This window comes from Pseudomonas ekonensis, from assembly GCF_019145435.1.
Taxonomy (GTDB): domain Bacteria; phylum Pseudomonadota; class Gammaproteobacteria; order Pseudomonadales; family Pseudomonadaceae; genus Aquipseudomonas; species Aquipseudomonas ekonensis.
In genome coordinates, this window is record NZ_JAHSTS010000003.1 from 374,587 (window position 1) to 389,913 (window position 15,327).

General features: G+C 65.4%; 17 protein-coding genes and 1 other RNA gene. 11 read left to right on the plus strand and 7 right to left on the minus strand.

The window, feature by feature from the left end:
* Positions 1–116 precede the first annotated feature (116 nt).
* The 4 genes from KVG96_RS25680 (at position 117) to KVG96_RS25695 (ending at position 5,480) form a co-directional block, all read left to right on the plus strand.
* Positions 117–2,111 (plus strand): acyltransferase family protein, encoded by a 1,995-nt coding sequence (locus KVG96_RS25680; protein ID WP_217894526.1) that lies wholly within the window; start codon positions 117–119, stop codon positions 2,109–2,111.
* A gap of 69 nt (positions 2,112–2,180) precedes the next feature.
* Entirely contained in the window at positions 2,181–3,647 is a 1,467-nt protein-coding gene (gene ubiD, locus KVG96_RS25685; RefSeq protein ID WP_217894527.1) for a 4-hydroxy-3-polyprenylbenzoate decarboxylase, read from the plus strand.
* Positions 3,647–4,615, plus strand: coding sequence for a CDP-6-deoxy-delta-3,4-glucoseen reductase (locus KVG96_RS25690; protein ID WP_217894528.1), 969 nt, complete (start codon positions 3,647–3,649; stop codon positions 4,613–4,615). Before ubiD ends, KVG96_RS25690 begins: the two co-directional genes overlap by 1 nt.
* A gap of 196 nt (positions 4,616–4,811) precedes the next feature.
* On the plus strand, positions 4,812–5,480 hold the full coding sequence (locus tag KVG96_RS25695) for a gamma-glutamylcyclotransferase (protein ID WP_217894529.1): 669 nt from the start codon (positions 4,812–4,814) through the stop codon (positions 5,478–5,480).
* Here KVG96_RS25695 and glpT read toward each other — a convergent pair.
* Positions 5,456–6,805, minus strand: a complete 1,350-nt coding sequence (glpT, locus tag KVG96_RS25700; RefSeq protein WP_085581086.1) for a glycerol-3-phosphate transporter — start codon at positions 6,803–6,805, stop codon at positions 5,456–5,458. The genes KVG96_RS25695 and glpT overlap by 25 nt on opposite strands.
* Before the next feature lie 217 nt (positions 6,806–7,022).
* Here glpT and KVG96_RS25705 point away from each other — a divergent pair, with 217 nt between their 5' ends.
* Complete coding sequence (locus KVG96_RS25705) at positions 7,023–7,652, plus strand: flagellar basal body-associated protein FliL (RefSeq protein WP_217894796.1); 630 nt, start codon at positions 7,023–7,025, stop codon at positions 7,650–7,652.
* A gap of 16 nt (positions 7,653–7,668) precedes the next feature.
* Here KVG96_RS25705 and KVG96_RS25710 read toward each other — a convergent pair whose 3' ends face one another.
* Positions 7,669–8,646, minus strand: coding sequence for an NADPH:quinone oxidoreductase family protein (locus tag KVG96_RS25710; protein ID WP_217894530.1), 978 nt, complete (start codon positions 8,644–8,646; stop codon positions 7,669–7,671).
* A gap of 150 nt (positions 8,647–8,796) precedes the next feature.
* On the opposite strand from KVG96_RS25710, the gene KVG96_RS25715 reads away from it, so the two are divergent.
* Positions 8,797–9,204 (plus strand): flagellar basal body-associated protein FliL, encoded by a 408-nt coding sequence (locus tag KVG96_RS25715; RefSeq protein WP_217894531.1) that lies wholly within the window; start codon positions 8,797–8,799, stop codon positions 9,202–9,204.
* 140 nt (positions 9,205–9,344) lie between these two features.
* On the opposite strand, the gene KVG96_RS25720 is transcribed toward KVG96_RS25715, so the two are convergent.
* Positions 9,345–9,797 (minus strand): EVE domain-containing protein, encoded by a 453-nt coding sequence (locus KVG96_RS25720; protein WP_217894532.1) that lies wholly within the window; start codon positions 9,795–9,797, stop codon positions 9,345–9,347.
* Positions 9,798–9,993: 196 nt separating this feature from the next.
* Here KVG96_RS25720 and KVG96_RS25725 point away from each other — a divergent pair, with 196 nt between their 5' ends.
* Positions 9,994–10,149, plus strand: coding sequence for a hypothetical protein (locus tag KVG96_RS25725; protein ID WP_170929950.1), 156 nt, complete (start codon positions 9,994–9,996; stop codon positions 10,147–10,149).
* Positions 10,150–10,188: 39 nt separating this feature from the next.
* Here the strand turns inward: KVG96_RS25725 and KVG96_RS25730 are convergent, their stop codons facing one another.
* From KVG96_RS25730 to KVG96_RS25745, 4 genes are all read right to left on the minus strand, one after another.
* Positions 10,189–10,794: a 5-formyltetrahydrofolate cyclo-ligase gene (locus KVG96_RS25730; protein ID WP_217894533.1), complete on the minus strand. Its 606-nt coding sequence runs from the start codon at positions 10,792–10,794 to the stop codon at positions 10,189–10,191.
* A gap of 80 nt (positions 10,795–10,874) precedes the next feature.
* Positions 10,875–11,053, minus strand: a non-coding RNA gene (gene ssrS / locus KVG96_RS25735) — 6S RNA.
* A 30-nt stretch (positions 11,054–11,083) separates the two neighbouring features.
* On the minus strand, positions 11,084–11,401 hold the full coding sequence (locus KVG96_RS25740; RefSeq protein WP_085581074.1) for a cell division protein ZapA: 318 nt from the start codon (positions 11,399–11,401) through the stop codon (positions 11,084–11,086).
* Positions 11,398–11,607, minus strand: a complete 210-nt coding sequence (locus KVG96_RS25745; RefSeq protein WP_085581072.1) for a TIGR02449 family protein — start codon at positions 11,605–11,607, stop codon at positions 11,398–11,400. Before KVG96_RS25745 ends, KVG96_RS25740 begins: the two co-directional genes overlap by 4 nt.
* A 135-nt stretch (positions 11,608–11,742) precedes the next feature.
* On the opposite strand from KVG96_RS25745, the gene KVG96_RS25750 reads away from it, so the two are divergent.
* From KVG96_RS25750 to KVG96_RS25765, 4 genes are read left to right on the plus strand one after another with little or no spacing between them, the layout of a single operon-like run.
* Complete coding sequence (locus tag KVG96_RS25750) at positions 11,743–12,303, plus strand: YecA/YgfB family protein (RefSeq protein ID WP_217894534.1); 561 nt, start codon at positions 11,743–11,745, stop codon at positions 12,301–12,303.
* A 27-nt stretch (positions 12,304–12,330) separates the two neighbouring features.
* Positions 12,331–13,665 carry a Xaa-Pro aminopeptidase gene (gene pepP / locus KVG96_RS25755; RefSeq protein WP_217894535.1) on the plus strand — a complete coding sequence of 445 codons (1,335 nt, stop codon included), beginning with the start codon at positions 12,331–12,333 and terminating at the stop codon, positions 13,663–13,665.
* A complete protein-coding gene (ubiH, locus tag KVG96_RS25760; RefSeq protein WP_217894536.1) occupies positions 13,662–14,849 on the plus strand; it encodes a 2-octaprenyl-6-methoxyphenyl hydroxylase in 1,188 nt (395 codons plus the stop codon). The genes pepP and ubiH overlap by 4 nt, the downstream gene beginning before the upstream one ends.
* The gene (locus tag KVG96_RS25765; protein WP_217894537.1) at positions 14,842–15,327 is read left to right on the plus strand and encodes a DUF4442 domain-containing protein; all 486 of its coding nucleotides are present in this window, start codon (positions 14,842–14,844) and stop codon (positions 15,325–15,327) included. Before ubiH ends, KVG96_RS25765 begins: the two co-directional genes overlap by 8 nt.

Consider the following 15,327-nt stretch of genomic DNA (forward strand, 5'->3'; position numbering starts at 1 on the left):
TTTGCGATCTGGTATGGTCAGTGAGTGGGCATGACCACCGGCAGCGAGCGCGAGCGGCTCATGGAGAGCGTCGCGGCTGCACAGAAAACAACCATCTGATCGGCATTGAACAATTTATGAGCACACTCGCTTATCGAAGGGATATCGACGGCTTGCGCGCAGTCGCGGTGATCGCCGTTGTGCTGTTCCATTTCGGGGTTCCGGGCTTTTCCGGCGGTTTCGTCGGCGTGGACGTGTTCTTCGTGATTTCCGGCTACCTGATCACCTCGATCATCTGGAACCAGCGCCAGGCCGGGCGCTTCAGCTTCGTCGATTTCTGGGCCCGGCGCGCCCGGCGGATCCTGCCGGCGCTGTTTGCGATGATCCTCGCCGTGCTGGCGGTGGGCTGGTTCCTGCTGGCGCCCAAGGACTACGAAGAGCTGGGGCGCTCGGTGCGCTACCAAGTGATGTTCATCTCCAACCTGCTGTTCATGCGCCAGGACGGCTACTTCGATGTCGCTTCCGACCTCAAGCCGCTGCTGCACACCTGGTCGCTGGCGGTGGAGGAGCAGTTCTACATTCTCTTCCCGTTGCTGCTGACCTTGCTGTCCGGGCACCTGAAGCACTGGCGGCTGGCGCTGTTCGGCGTGTTGCTGGTGTCGTTCGGCCTGAGCGTCTGGGCCGTCGGCCACCACCCGGAAAAAGCCTTCTTCCTGCTGCCCATGCGCGCCTGGGAACTGCTGGCCGGGGCGATGCTGGCGGTGGCGCCGAAAAGCGCCTGGCGCCTGAAGCCGATGGCGGCCCAGGGCTTGAGCCTGCTCGGGCTGGCTCTGATCCTGCTGGCGGTGTTCGGCTACGACAAGGTCACGCCGTTCCCCGGCGCGGCGGCGCTGCTGCCGGTGTTGGGCGTGGTGGCGCTGATCCTGGCCAACGGGCACCGCCGGACCTGGGTCGGCGAGCTCCTGAGCAGCCGGGTGATGGTCGGTCTCGGCCTGGTGTCGTATTCCTGGTACTTGTGGCATTGGCCGGTGTTCGTGTTCTCCAGCTATGCCAGCGTCGATGAGCCGGGCGCGTTCGACACCCTGGGCCTGATTCTGCTGACGCTGGTGTTGGGCTATCTGTCCTGGAAGTTCGTCGAGACGCCGTTCCGCGAGCGTCGCCTGCTCGCCGGCCGCCGGCAGATCCTGCTGGCCGGCGCCTGCGGCGTGCTGGTGATCGGCCTGGCCGGACAGAGCCTGCGCTGGACCGACGGCTTGCCGTGGCGCCTGTCCGAGCAGGCCCTGCAGTACGCCAAGGGGCGCGAGTGGCGGCCGGAGCTGATGGCGTGTCTGGCCGACGACAAGACGCCGGACGACAAGCTGTTCTGCCATTACGGCGCCGCGAACGGCCCGGCCCGCACGCTGGTGTGGGGCGACAGCCACGCCACGGCGCTGATCCCGGTGTTCGACGACGGCGCCAGGGCCCATGCCGTGAGCGTGATGCTGGCCAGTTCCCCCGGTTGCGTGCCGGTGCAGGGCATCGAGCATGACGCCCGCTGCGCGCGTTTCAACCAGCGGGTCGAGCATGCCCTGACGCCGCCGGTGAGCGATGTGGTGCTGGTGGCGCGCTGGAGCCTTTACCTCTACGGCGACGCCAAGGGCGATCTGGCCCACGCCCTGAAGGCCGCCGACGGGCACTACGACCGCGCCGTCGCCGAGCAGCGCCTGGCCGACGGCCTGCGGGCGCGGGTGGCGCAGTTGCGGGCCGGCGGGCATCGGGTCTGGCTGGTGAAGGAGGCGCCGCTGCAGGCCTTCAGCCCGCCTTACCGGCTCACGCGCCTGGCGATGCTTAACCGCCCGGTGGACGGTGTCGGCCTGGCGATCGGCGAGCACCTCAAGCGTCAGGCCTTCATCAGCCGGCTGTTCGCCCAATTGGCGCAGGATCCGGCGGTGCGGGTGGTGGATCCGGCGCCCCGGTTGTGCGGTGACGACGGTTTCTGCCGCGCCGAGCTCGACGGCCATTCCTTGTACACCGACGACAATCACCTCTCGGAAGTCGGCGCGCGGTTCGTGGCGCCGGTCCTCGAACCGCTGTTCGTCGGCCTGCAGGCCGGGGCCGACCTTCGCAAAGGGCAGGCCAATGCAGCCAAGTGAGGCCTGACGGGCTGCCAGCGGGCGGCATAGCAGGTAGGATGTACGCCTATTTTGAGGGTGCCATCGTCAATGAAATTCAAGGATCTTCGGGATTTCGTGCAGCAGCTTGAGCAGCGCGGAGAGTTGAAACGCATCCAGGTGCCCGTCTCGCCGGTGCTGGAGATGACCGAGGTGTGCGACCGCACCCTGCGGGCCAAGGGCCCTGCGCTGCTGTTCGAGAAGCCGACCGGCTTCGATATCCCGGTGCTCGGCAACCTGTTCGGCACCCCGCAGCGGGTGGCGATGGGCATGGGCGCCGAGTCCACCGACGAACTGCGCGAGATCGGCAAGCTGCTGGCGTTCCTCAAGGAGCCCGAGCCGCCCAAGGGCCTGAAGGATGCCTGGTCGAAGCTGCCGGTCTTCCGCAAGATCATTGCGATGGCGCCGAAAGTCGTGAAGGACGCGCCGTGCCAGGAAGTGGTCATCGAGGGCGACGACGTCGACCTGGCCACGCTGCCGATCCAGCACTGCTGGCCCGGCGACGTCGCGCCGCTGATCACCTGGGGCCTGACCGTGACCAAAGGCCCGAACAAGGACCGTCAGAACCTGGGCATCTACCGTCAGCAGGTGATCGGCCGCAACAAGGTCATCATGCGCTGGCTCAGCCACCGTGGCGGTGCGCTGGACTACCGCGAGTGGTGCGAGAAGCATCCGGGCCAGCCGTTCCCGGTGTCCGTGGCCCTCGGCGCGGATCCGGCGACCATCCTCGGCGCGGTCACTCCGGTGCCGGACAGCCTCTCCGAATACGCCTTCGCCGGTCTGCTGCGCGACAGCCGCACGGAACTGGTGAAATGCCGCGGCAACGACCTGCAGGTGCCGGCCACCGCCGAGATCATCCTCGAGGGCGTGATCCATCCGGGCGAAATGGCCGACGAAGGCCCGTACGGCGACCACACCGGTTACTACAACGAAGTGGACAGCTTCCCGGTGTTCACCGTCGAGCGCATCACCCACCGCATCAAGCCGATCTACCACAGCACCTACACCGGCCGGCCGCCGGATGAGCCAGCGATCCTCGGCGTGGCGCTGAACGAAGTGTTCGTGCCGATCCTGCAGAAGCAGTTCCCGGAGATCACCGACTTCTACCTGCCGCCCGAGGGCTGCTCGTACCGCATGGCCGTGGTGACGATGAAGAAGTCGTATCCGGGGCACGCCAAGCGCGTGATGCTGGGTGTCTGGTCGTTTTTGCGACAGTTCATGTACACCAAGTTCGTTATCGTCACCGACGACGACATCAACGCCCGGGACTGGAACGACGTGATCTGGGCCATCACCACGCGCATGGACCCCAAGCGCGACACGGTGATGATCGACAACACGCCCATCGACTACCTCGACTTCGCCTCGCCGGTGTCGGGGCTGGGGTCGAAGATGGGGCTGGACGCCACCCACAAGTGGCCGGGCGAGACCACTCGCGAATGGGGCCGCGTCATCGTCAAGGACGACGCCGTCACCCAACGGATCGATGCCATCTGGAATCAGTTAGGAATAGATTGATGCGTGTAACCCTTCAGCCCTCCGGAGCGGTGCTAGAGATACGGCCCGGCGAGCGGATTCTCGATGGTGCGCGGCGCCTGGGCTACGAATGCCCGCAGAGCTGCCGCAACGGCAATTGCCATGTGTGCGCGGCGCTGCTGGTGGAAGGCCGGGTCGAACAGGCCGGCAAGGTGCATGACCACGGCGAGTTCTACACTTGCATGGCGGAGCCGCTGGAAGACTGCATCGTGCTGTGGGATGGCGTGCTCGCGCTGGGAGAGTTGCCGGTGCGCAGCCTGTCGTGTCAGGTCGTCGAATGCCGGGACGTCGGCGGCGATACCTGGCGGGTGCGCCTGCGGGCGCCGGCCGGCAAGCCGCCGCGCTACCACGCCGGGCAGTACCTGATGATCGAACGCGAGAACGGCGAGAAATCGGCGTTCTCCATGGCCTCGGCGCCCCACGCCGGCCGCGACCTGGAGATCCACGTGCTGGCGCGGGAGAACAGCGCGCTGAGCCTGATCGACCAGCTCAAGCGCAACCCGCTGGTGCGCGTCGAGCTGCCGTTCGGCGACACTCACCTTGCCGAACTGCCCGACGGGCCTTTGGTGCTGATCGCCGCCGGCACCGGCATGGGCCAGATCCACAGCCTGATCGAACATTGCCGGGCCAACGGCTTCAAGCACCCGGTGCACCTGTATTGGGGCGTGCGCCGGCCTGAAGACTTCTACCGGATCGAACATTGGGACGAATGGCTGAAGTTGCCCAACCTGTTCCTGCACAAGGTCGTCAGCGATCAGTGCGGCTGGGAAGGGCGCTGCGGGATGCTGCACGAAGCGGTGTGCGAGGATTTCCCCGACCTGAAGGCCCTGCACGTCTATGCCAGCGGCTCGCCGGCCATGGTCTACGGCACGCTCGATGCACTGGTCGAGGCCGGCATGGACGCCCATCAGATGCGCGCCGACGTGTTCGCCTACGCCCCCCGGGGATAAGTTCGATATACCTCCATATATAGCCGATCGGTATTTATGTAATTGCATGAATACCGGTAGGTTATATATCAATCCGGCAATGGATGAATGAAAGCGCCGGGCACTTCAATTGCCTTAAAACATATGTGCCTTATTGTTACAGCGGTGCGTTCTATTTAGTAATTCTTCACCCGCGGGGAGCTGAACGCTATTCGCCATGAGCGCCATCGAAAACGGTTTTTCGCATCCGGCTTACCCTCCGCGCCTCGATCTCGGGCCGCAGCTGACCCATGAACAACTTCTCGTCTCCATGCAATCGACCATGGCGCGCCACAAGGGCGGGCCGGTGTGGCTGTTCGCGTACGGATCGCTGATCTGGCGGCCGGAATGCACGGCGGTGGAGCGGGTTCGGGGTCGGGTGCACGGCTATCACCGCGGTCTGTACCTGTGGTCCCACGAGCACCGCGGCACGCCGGAGATGCCGGGGCTGGTGTTCGGCCTGGACCGCGGCGGCTCGTGCAGCGGCTTCGCCTACCGGTTGCCGGAAGACAATCTCGACAGCGCGCTGTATGCCCTGTGGAAACGTGAGATGCCGTTCCCGTCCTATCGCCCGCACTGGCTCAATTGCCGTCTGGAGGACGGCAATCAGGTTCAGGCATTGGGGTTCGTGTTGGAGCGGCACCTGCCCAGCTATGCTGGCAATTTGCCGGACCATGTGCTGAGCCAGGTGTTCGAAAGCGCCTGCGGGCGCTACGGCACGACGCGCGACTATGTCGAGCAGACCGCCCACGCCCTGCGCAGCCACGCCATGCCAGACCGGAATCTGGAGGCGCGGCTCAGGCGCTGCCGCTCAAAGGCCGATCAGGCGAGCGCTTCTCGGCTCTGACTGGCGGCTTGCTTGTGCAGCAGGGTCGGGGCCAGGAAGGCCATCGACAGCAGGCAGGCGCCCACCAGCAGCACGAAACCGCCATCCCAGCCGAAGTGGTCGACGGTGTAGCCCATCGCGGCGCTGGCCGCCACCGAACCGCCCAGGTAGCCGAACAGGCCGGTGAAGCCCGCCGCGGTGCCGGCGGCTTTCTTCGGCGCCAGCTCCAGCGCCTGCAGGCCGATCAGCATGACCGGCCCGTAGATCAGGAAGCCGATGGAGAACAGGGCGATCATGTCGACGGTCGGGTTGCCGGCCGGGTTCAGCCAGTACACCAGGGTCGCCACGGTCACCAGGGCCATGAACACCATGCCGGTCAGGCCGCGGTTGCCGCGGAAGATCTTGTCCGACATCCAGCCGCACAGCAGCGTGCCCGGAATCCCCGCCCACTCATAGAAGAAGTACGCCCACGAAGTCTTGTCGACGTCGAAGTGCTTGGCTTCCTTGAGGTAGGTCGGTGCCCAGTCGAGCACGCCGTAGCGCAGCAGGTAGACGAACACGTTGGCCATGGCGATGTACCAGAGCATTTTGTTGCGCAGCACGTACTTGACGAAGATTTCCTTGGCGCTGAATTCGTCTTCGTGGCTGGCGTCATAGCCTTCCGGGTAGTCGTTCTTGTACTTCTCGATCGGCGGCAGGCCGACCGACTGCGGGGTGTCGCGCATGGTGATGAAGGCGAACGCCGCCACCGCCAGGGCCACCGCCGCCGGTACGTAGAACGCCGCGTGCCAGTCGTTGAACAGGCCCATGCCGACCAGGAACAGCGGGCCGATCAGGCCGCCGCCGACGTTGTGCGCCACGTTCCACACCGACACCACGCCGCCGCGTTCCTTCTGCGACCACCAGTGCACCATGGTGCGTCCGCTCGGCGGCCAGCCCATCCCTTGGGCCCAGCCGTTGATGAACAGCAGGATGAACATCATGGTCACGCTGGAGGTCGCCCACGGCGCGAAACCGAAAATGAACATCACCCCGGCCGACACCAGCAGGCCGAACGGCAGGAAGTAGCGGGGGTTGGAGCGGTCGGACACCAGGCCCATGAGGAACTTGGACAGGCCGTAGGCGATGGCGATGGCCGACATTGCCAGACCCAGGTCGCCGCGGCTGTAGCCTTGGTCGATCAGGTACGGCATGGCCAGGGAGAAGTTCTTGCGCAGCAGGTAGTAGCCTGCGTAGCCGAAGAAGATACCGGCGAAGATCTGCCAGCGCAGGCGTCGGTAGGTGCTGTCGATTTTTTCTTCAGGCAAGGGAGCCTGATGTGCGGCAGGTCGAAAGAAAGCAAACATTCAAGAGCTCCAGAATTCTTGTTTTGACTGCGGATGCGAATGTTACAGTTTCGTTACCGAAAATAGCACCGCCTGCCATCAGCAAAACAGCGGAAATGTTGGAAAACGCACGTTCCTTTACGAACCTGTCGCGCAGCTGTAAGAAGAGGGCGTTTTTGCGCCGGCGGATCGCGGTTGCCCTAGACTCGGCAAACCGATTGATCCGCAGAGACGAATGATGGCTTTGAAGGTGCGCATGCTCGTGGCCCGCCTGGTGGTGGCGGCCGTTCTCACCGCCGGCTTGCTGGCGCTGATCTTCACCGACCATCCCGGGCATTCCGGCTTGCGCAATGCCACGGTGCTGATCGTCCGGCATGCGGAGAAGCCTGACGTCGGGACCGAGCTCAATGCCCGGGGCGAGCAGCGCGCCGCGGCCTACGCCGACTACTTCAACCCGTTGGAGCTGGATGGTCAGACGCTGACGCCCCAGCGCCTGCTGGCCGCCGGCGACAGCCCCGAAAGCGTCCGCTCGCGCCTGACCCTGACCCCGCTGGCCCGGCGCCTGAACCTTTCGGTCGAGCAGCCCTACATCAACGGCGATGTCCATGACCTGGTGAAACTGCTGCGCAAGGGCAACAAGGCGCCGACGGTGCTGATCGCCTGGCACCACGGGCACATCGACAAGCTGATCAAGGCGTTCGGCGGCGACGCCACGGCGCTGATGGGTCAGCGCAAGTGGCCGGACGGGGTCTACGACTGGGTGATCGTCTTGCGTTTCGACGACAAGGGGCGACTCGTTCCGTCACGCAGCGAGAAGGTTCAGGAGCACCTGCTGCCCGGCGACGGAGCGATGTTGCCCCGGATCTGACGGTGCCTGCGCCGGCTCAGCGCACCTGCACCACCACCTTGCCCACCGCCTTGCGCTGGCCCAGGTCATTGATCGCCTGCGCCGCCTCGCTCAGCGGATATGCCTGCGACACCAGCGGCTTGAGCTTGCCTTCGGCGAACCAGCCGAACAGCCGCTGGAAGTTCGCGGCGTTGTCCTGGGGCTGGCGCTGGGCGAAGGAGCCCCAGAACACGCCGAGCACCGCCGCGCCCTTGAGCAGCGCGAGGTTGACCGGCAGTTCAGGGATGCGCCCGCTGGCGAAGCCCACCACCAGCAGGCGGCCGTTCCAGGCGATGGCGCGGATGGCCTGGTCGAACAGGTCACCGCCGACCGGGTCGTAGATCACGTCGGCGCCCTGGCCGTCGGTGAGGCGCTTGATCTCGTCCTTGAGGCTGGTTTCGCTGTAGTTGATCAGTTCGTCGGCGCCGGCGGCCTTGGCCACCGCGAGCTTTTCCGCGCTGCTGGCGGCGGCGATCACCCGGGCGCCCAGGGCCTTGCCGATCTCCACGGCGGCCAGGCCGACGCCGCCGGACGCGCCGAGCACCAGCAGGGTTTCGCCCGGCTGCAGATTGCCGCGCTGCGTGAGGGCGTGCATCGAGGTGCCGTAGGTCATGCTGAAGGCGGCGGCCGTCCTGAAGTCCATCGACGGCGGGATCGGCAGCACGTTGTAGCCCGGCACCGCGACTTGCTCGGCGAAGCTGCCCCAACCGGTCAGCGCCATCACCCGGTCGCCGACCTTGAGGTGGCTGACCTTTTCCCCGACTTCACGCACCACGCCGGCCGCCTCGCCCCCCGGCGAAAACGGGAAGGGCGGCTTGAACTGGTACTTGCCCTCGATGATCAGCGTGTCCGGGAAATTGACCCCGGCGGCGTGCACCTCCAGCAGGATTTCGTTCTTTTTCGGGGCAGGGCTGGCGACCTCTTCCAGCACCAGCGATTCGGCGGGGCCGAAGGCTTTGCACAGCACGGCTTTCATCAGGGCTATTCCTTTGGGAGTGATGGCCGATAAGTGTAGGTGTGGCCGTCGACGGGTCAACGAGCATGCCCGGCCCTGATAGTCCGCCATAAGCTTGTGCTTGCGCGGCGGGCCGTTATGCTAGGCCGCAAACCGGATAAGGAGCGAATTGTGAAAGCGTGGATCATGTTGTTGCTGGCCCTGTCTCTGCCTGTGGCAGCGCTGGCCGAAGAAGCCAAAGAAGGCGAGGCGCCGAAGGTCAACTACATCACCCTGAGCCCGCCGTTCGTGGGCAACTACGGGCTGGACGGCACGCCGAAGCTGAAGGTCTACAAGGCCGATGTGGCGCTGCGCGTGACCGGCGAGGAGTCGACCAAGCTGGTCAAGGCCAACGAGCCGCTGATCCGCAACCAGCTGGTGGCGCTGTTCGCCCAGCAGACCACCGACGCGATGGGCAGCATCGAAGGCAAGGAAAAGCTGCGTCAGGAAGCCTTGAAGCAGACCCAGCAAGTGATGAATGACGAGACTGGCAAGCCGGTGGTCGAGGATCTGTTGTTCAACAACCTGATCATTCAGTAAGGCATTCGGTGTCCGGGCGGGCCTGATCGCGAGCAGGCTCGCTCCCACTGGATCCAGGGTGATCACGACTTTGTGGTTCAACACAGATCCATTGCGGGAGCGAGCTTGCTCGCGATGGCGTTTTCAAAGGCGCCAACACGCTACGGTTTCAACGCGATCACCGCCGCCCACTGCTCGGCCGTCACCGGCATCACCGACAGCCGCGAGCCCTTCTGCACCAGTGGCATCTCGGCCAGCGCGGTTTGCTGCTTCAGATAATCCAGCTTCAACACCCGGGTAAACGTTTCGACGTGGGCGACATCGATCGCACTCCAGGCGTTTTTCTCCGGCGTGGCTTTGGGGTCGAAGTAATGGCTTTCCGGTTCCAGTGCGGTGGGATCCGGGTACGCGGCTTCGATGATCTTGCCGATCCCGGCAATGCCTGGCTCCGGGCAGCTGGAGTGATAGAAGAAGAACAGGTCGCCGACCGCCATGGAACGCAGGAAATTGCGCGCCTGATAGTTGCGCACGCCGTCCCAGCGCGCCTTGCCGAGTTGCTGCAGGCCTTTGATCGAGAGCTCGTCGGGTTCGGATTTCATCAGCCAATAGGCCATGGTTCTTGCTCCTCGCAGAGGTCGTCGGGCAGGTCGTCGGCAATTTTATGACAAACCGACGGTCGGTTGACGTCAGCGTTTGCGCGGCGGTTCACGTTGTCGCAAAATGCCGGCCTTTAAAGCTTGACGCTGCTGCACGGCTACGAACGGAAACCGCTGCTGTCATCGTGATGATGTGCCTTGAGGGGGGCAATCGATGAAACGCAAACCGGATTTGCTTTGGACTTTGGTGATCTTGTTCGGTCTCGGCGTCGTGACCACCGGTTATGCGCAGAGCCTGTGGGCCAACAAGGCCGACGCACCGGTCGAAGTGGCGCAGCAGGTTCAGCAGTCGACCGCCTTCAAGCGCTGAACCCCTCTTGCCGCGACGCCGCCGTCTCCCTCGCGGCGTCTATTGCGCCACGTACCATGCCTTGTCCGTGACCGTGCCCTGCAACGGCACATCCCAACTGGCCTGCGCCAGACGCCCGACCTTCTGACACTCATGGGCCAGCCCCAGCAGCACCGGCTTGCGCCAGCTCTTGCGTCGGGCCAGATAGGCCAGACTGCGGTCGTAGAAGCCGCCGCCCATCCCCAGGCGTCCGCCGACATCGTCAAACCCCACCAACGGCAGCAGCACCAGATCCAGCGCCCAGATCCTGCGCTGGCGGGCCGGGTTGATCCGCGGTTCGAGGATGCGGAAACGGTTGGGCGCAAGCTTCTCGCCGGGGCGGATGCGCTGGAACACCATCTTGGTCCGCGGCCAGGCGCTCAGCACCGGCAGGTAGGTGGCCTTGCCCCGGCGCTGGGCGGCGCGCAGCAACAGGCGCGGGTCGATCTCGCCGTCGGTGGGCAGGTACAGGGAAACGTGCCTGGCCCGGCGGAACTGCGGGTGCTGCGCCAGTTGCCGGTACAGGCCTTCGGCGGCCTCGCGTTGCTGGCTCGGCGTCAGCGAGCGGCGGGCCTTGCGCAGCTGTCGGCGCAATTGGGGGCGGGTCGGCGGCGCGGGTTCGGTCATGGTTCGGCTTCGGCGAAGGGGTGCGAAAACGTACGCATAAAAAATCCGATGCCGGCATGCACCGGCATCGGATTCGAATCAGGCTCCCCGGATGAGCCGCTGTCGACTTAGCCCTTGAACCCGAGAGTTCAAGGTGGAGGATGCAGTAGGCTTTAAGGCTTTCCGTCTGGCGGACATGCACACCAGCCCAACGTGCAACCCCCAGGGTAGTGCAAATCGGCTCAGGGACATCGTCAACTGGCAAGCACCCCAGGGAGTGCCGCGAGTATACCTCAAGCGTCCCGGCGAATCAGCCCTTGCTGACGTCCGGATCGGTGGCCAGCACCAGATCGACGCGTTCGAGCAGGTCGCGCACCTGCTCGCGGGTCGAGCCGCTGGCCTGCAGGGCCGGGCGGTCTTCCTTGTGCAGCAGGTCGTGGGTGATGTTCAGCGCGGCCATCACGGCGATGCGGTCGGCGCCGATGACCTTGCCGCTGCTGCGGATCTCGCGCATCTTGCCGTCCAGGTAGCGGGCGGCGCTGATCAGGTTGCTGCGCTCTTCCTGGGGGCAGATGATCGAATACTCTTTGTCGAGGATCTGCACGGTGACGCTATTGCTTGAACTCATGAGTCTTGCTCCAGGGCCTTGAGACGCGAAATCATCGATTCGACCTTACGCCGGGCGATTTCGTTTTTTTCAATGAGATGCGCGCGTTCCTCGCGCCAGGTCTTTTCCTGAGCTGTTAAGAGTGCGTTTTGCCTCTTAAGTTGCTCGACTCGGTCAATCAGCAGTTCGAGTCTGGCCATCAGCGCTTGCAGGTCGATGTCTTCCATTGTGTCCACTGATTTCGTGTCTGACGGAGGCGGGCGCCTGGCTGGCGGTCAGCCTTTAATGGTCTTGGCGGGTCTGTCGATGTAGGATACAAGGCCTTCATTCTAGACATAGCGCCGTCTGGCGCCTAGCTGCCCATGCCCATTCAGAATTCCCCTTATCAAGCCTTCGCCACCCTGCTGAGCGCCAGCGGCCATCCCGTCTCGCCCGCCGAACTGCACGGCCTGCTGCTCGGCCGCAGTTGCGCCGGCGCCGGCTTCGACGTCGACGGCTGGCTGAGCGACGTGGCCTCCCTGCTCGAGACCGAGCCCCAGGACAACGTGCGCAACGCCCTGATCGGCCTCCAGGAAATGGTCAAGAGCGAACTGACCGGCGAAGACATGACCGTGGTCCTGCTGCTGCCGACCGACGACGCGCCGCTGGCCGAACGCGCCGCCGCGCTGGGCCAGTGGTGCCAGGGCTTCATTTCCGGTTTCGGCCTGAACTCGCCCGACCGCAGCAGCCTGAGCACCGAAGCCACCGAAGTGCTGCAGGATCTGGTCGCGATCTCCCAGGTCCAGGATGCGCTGGAAGACTCCGAAGACGGCGAAAGCGACTACATGGAAGTCATGGAGTACCTGCGGGTCGCTCCGCTCTTGCTGTTCACCGAAACCAACAAGCAGGCTGGCGCACCGGCCGCCAAGCCTTCTCTGCACTGATCGCCGAACAGGGACGTCCGTCTGCCCATGATCCATATCCCGAAAGCGGAGTACGGCCGTCGCCGCAAGGCGCTGATGGCGCAGATGGAACCCAACAGCATCGCCATCCTGCCCGCCGCCGCGGTGGCCATCCGCAACCGCGACGTCGAGCACGTCTACCGCCAGGACAGCGACTTCCAGTACCTGAGCGGTTTCCCCGAGCCCCAGGCCGTCATCGTCCTGATGCCCGGCCGCGAGCACGGCGAATACGTGCTGTTCTGCCGTGAGCGCAACCCCGAGCGCGAGCTGTGGGACGGCCTGCGGGCCGGCCAGGAAGGCGCGGTCCGTGACTACGGCGCCGACGACGCGTTCCCCATCACCGACATCGACGACATCCTGCCGGGCCTGATCGAAGGCCGCGACCGGGTGTACACGGCCATGGGCAGCAACCCGGAGTTCGACCGGCACCTGATGGACTGGATCAACGTGATCCGCTCCAAGGCCCACCTCGGCGCCCAGCCGCCGAACGAATTCGTTGCCCTGGATCACCTGCTGCACGACATGCGCCTGTATAAATCGGCGGCGGAAGTGAAGGTGATGCGCGAGGCCGCGCGGATCTCGGCCCAGGCCCACATCCGGGCGATGCGGGCCGGCCGGCCCGGCCTGCACGAGTACAGCCTGGAAGCCGAGCTCGATTACGAGTTCCGCAAGGGCGGGGCGAAGATGCCGGCCTACGGCTCGATCGTCGCCGCCGGGCGCAACGGCTGCATCCTGCATTACCAGCAGAACGATGCGCTGCTCAAGGACGGCGACCTGGTGCTGATCGACGCCGGCTGCGAGATCGACTGCTACGCCAGCGACATCACCCGCACCTGGCCGGTCAACGGCAAGTTTTCCGCCGAACAGAAGGCGATCTACGAGCTGGTGCTGGCCTCCCAGGAAGCCGCGTTCGCCGAGATCGCCCCAGACCGGCACTGGAACCAGGCGCACGAAGCCACGGTGCGGGTGATCACCGCCGGGCTGGTGGAGCTGGGGCTGTTGCAGGGCGAGGTCGACGAGCTGATCGCGTCCGAAGCCTACAAGGCTTTCTATATGCACCGCGCCGGGCATTGGCTGGGCATGGATGTGCACGACGTCGGCGAGTACAAGGTCGGCGGCGAATGGCGGGTGCTGGAGGTCGGCATGGCGCTGACCGTGGAACCGGGCATCTACATCGCCCCGGACAATCTGAACGTGGCGAAGAAATGGCGCGGCATCGGCGTGCGCATCGAGGACGACGTGGTGGTGACCAAGAACGGTTGTGAAATCCTGACCGGCGGCGTGCCGAAGACCGTCGCCGAGATCGAGGCCCTGATGGCGCAGGCCCGGGCGGATGCGGCATGAGCCGGGTCAATCTGGCGATCATCGGCGGCGGCCTGGTCGGCGCCAGCCTGGCGTTGGCCCTGCAGGCCGGGGCCAAGGCCCGGGGCTGGAAAATCGTGCTGATCGAACCGTTCGCCCCCGGCGACACCTGGCAGCCGAGCTACGACGCCCGGTCGTCGGCGCTGTCGTTCGGCTCGCGGCAGATCTATCAGCGGCTGGGCGTGTGGCAGGAGATCTCCCGCCGCGGCGAGCCGATCAAGCAGATCCATGTGTCCGACCGCGGACGCTTCTCCACCGCCCGCCTGTCGGCGATGGAAGAGGGCGTGCCGGCCCTCGGTTACGTGGTGGAGAACGCCTGGCTCGGCCAGTGCCTGTGGCAGCACCTGGACAAGGACGTGATCAGCTGGCGCTGCCCGGCGGAGGTCACGCGCCTGGAGCCTTTGCCCGACGGTTACCGCCTGACCCTCAACGACGAGACCACGGTCGAGTGCGACCTGGCGGTGCTCGCCGACGGCGGCCGTTCCGGCCTGCGCGAGCAGTTGGGCATCAACGTGCGCAAGCGTCCGTACAACCAGAGCGCGCTGATCGCCAACATCACCCCCAGCGAAGCGCACAACGGCATGGCGTTCGAGCGTTTCACCGACGACGGCCCGATGGCCCTGCTGCCGCTGCCGGAGAACCGCTGCGCGCTGGTATGGACACGGCTGGGGATGGACGCACAGCGCCTGGCCGGCCTCAGCGAGCGGGATTTCCTCAGCGAGCTGCAAGGTGTGTTCGGCTATCGCCTCGGCACCCTGAAGCAGGTCGGCGCCCGGCACCTGTACCCGTTGGCGCTGGTGGAGGCCGAAGAGCAGGTGCGCCCGCACCTGGCCGTGCTCGGCAATGCCGCCCACAGCCTGCACCCGATCGCCGGGCAAGGCTTCAACCTGTCCCTGCGCGATGCCGATGCGCTGGCGGCCGCGCTGCTGGCCAGCGACCAGCCGTTGGGCGATTTCGCCACGCTGCAGGCCTACCGCGAACGCCAACGCCTGGACCAGACCCTCACCGTGGGCTTCTCCGATCAGGTCACCCGCCTGTTCGGCAGCACCCAGCCCCTGGTGGCGCTGGGGCGCAGCATCGGCCTGCTCGGCCTCGACCTGCTGCCGCCGGCCAAGCGCTGGTTCGCCCGCCAGGCCATGGGGCTGGGGACGCGGCCGGATGCGTAAGTGGCTGATGCGCCGCTTCGGCAAGGCGCGGCTGATGCGCTGGTTCCTGACGCTCTACCCGCCGTACCTGGGCGCCGGCGTCCGGGTGCGGCACATCAGCGATGACTTTCGCGACATCCGGGTGTCGATGGGGTTGGGCCGGCACAACCGCAACTACGTCGGCACCCAGTTCGGCGGCAGCCTGTATTCGATGGTCGACCCGTTCTTCATGCTGATGCTGATGGAGAACCTCGGACCGCGCTACATCGTCTGGGACAAGGCCGCCGATATCGATTTCATCTCACCGGGCAAGGGCCCGGTGTTCGCAAGGTTCAGCATCGACGACGCGCTGCTGGACGACGTCCGCCGGCAGACCGCCAACGGCGACAAGTACCTGCCGCAGTTGCAGGTCGACATTCATGACGGCGCCGGCACCCTGGTGGCGCGGGTCGGAAAAACCCTTTACGTGCGGCTCAAGCCGCAAGCGAGACAGGCCTAA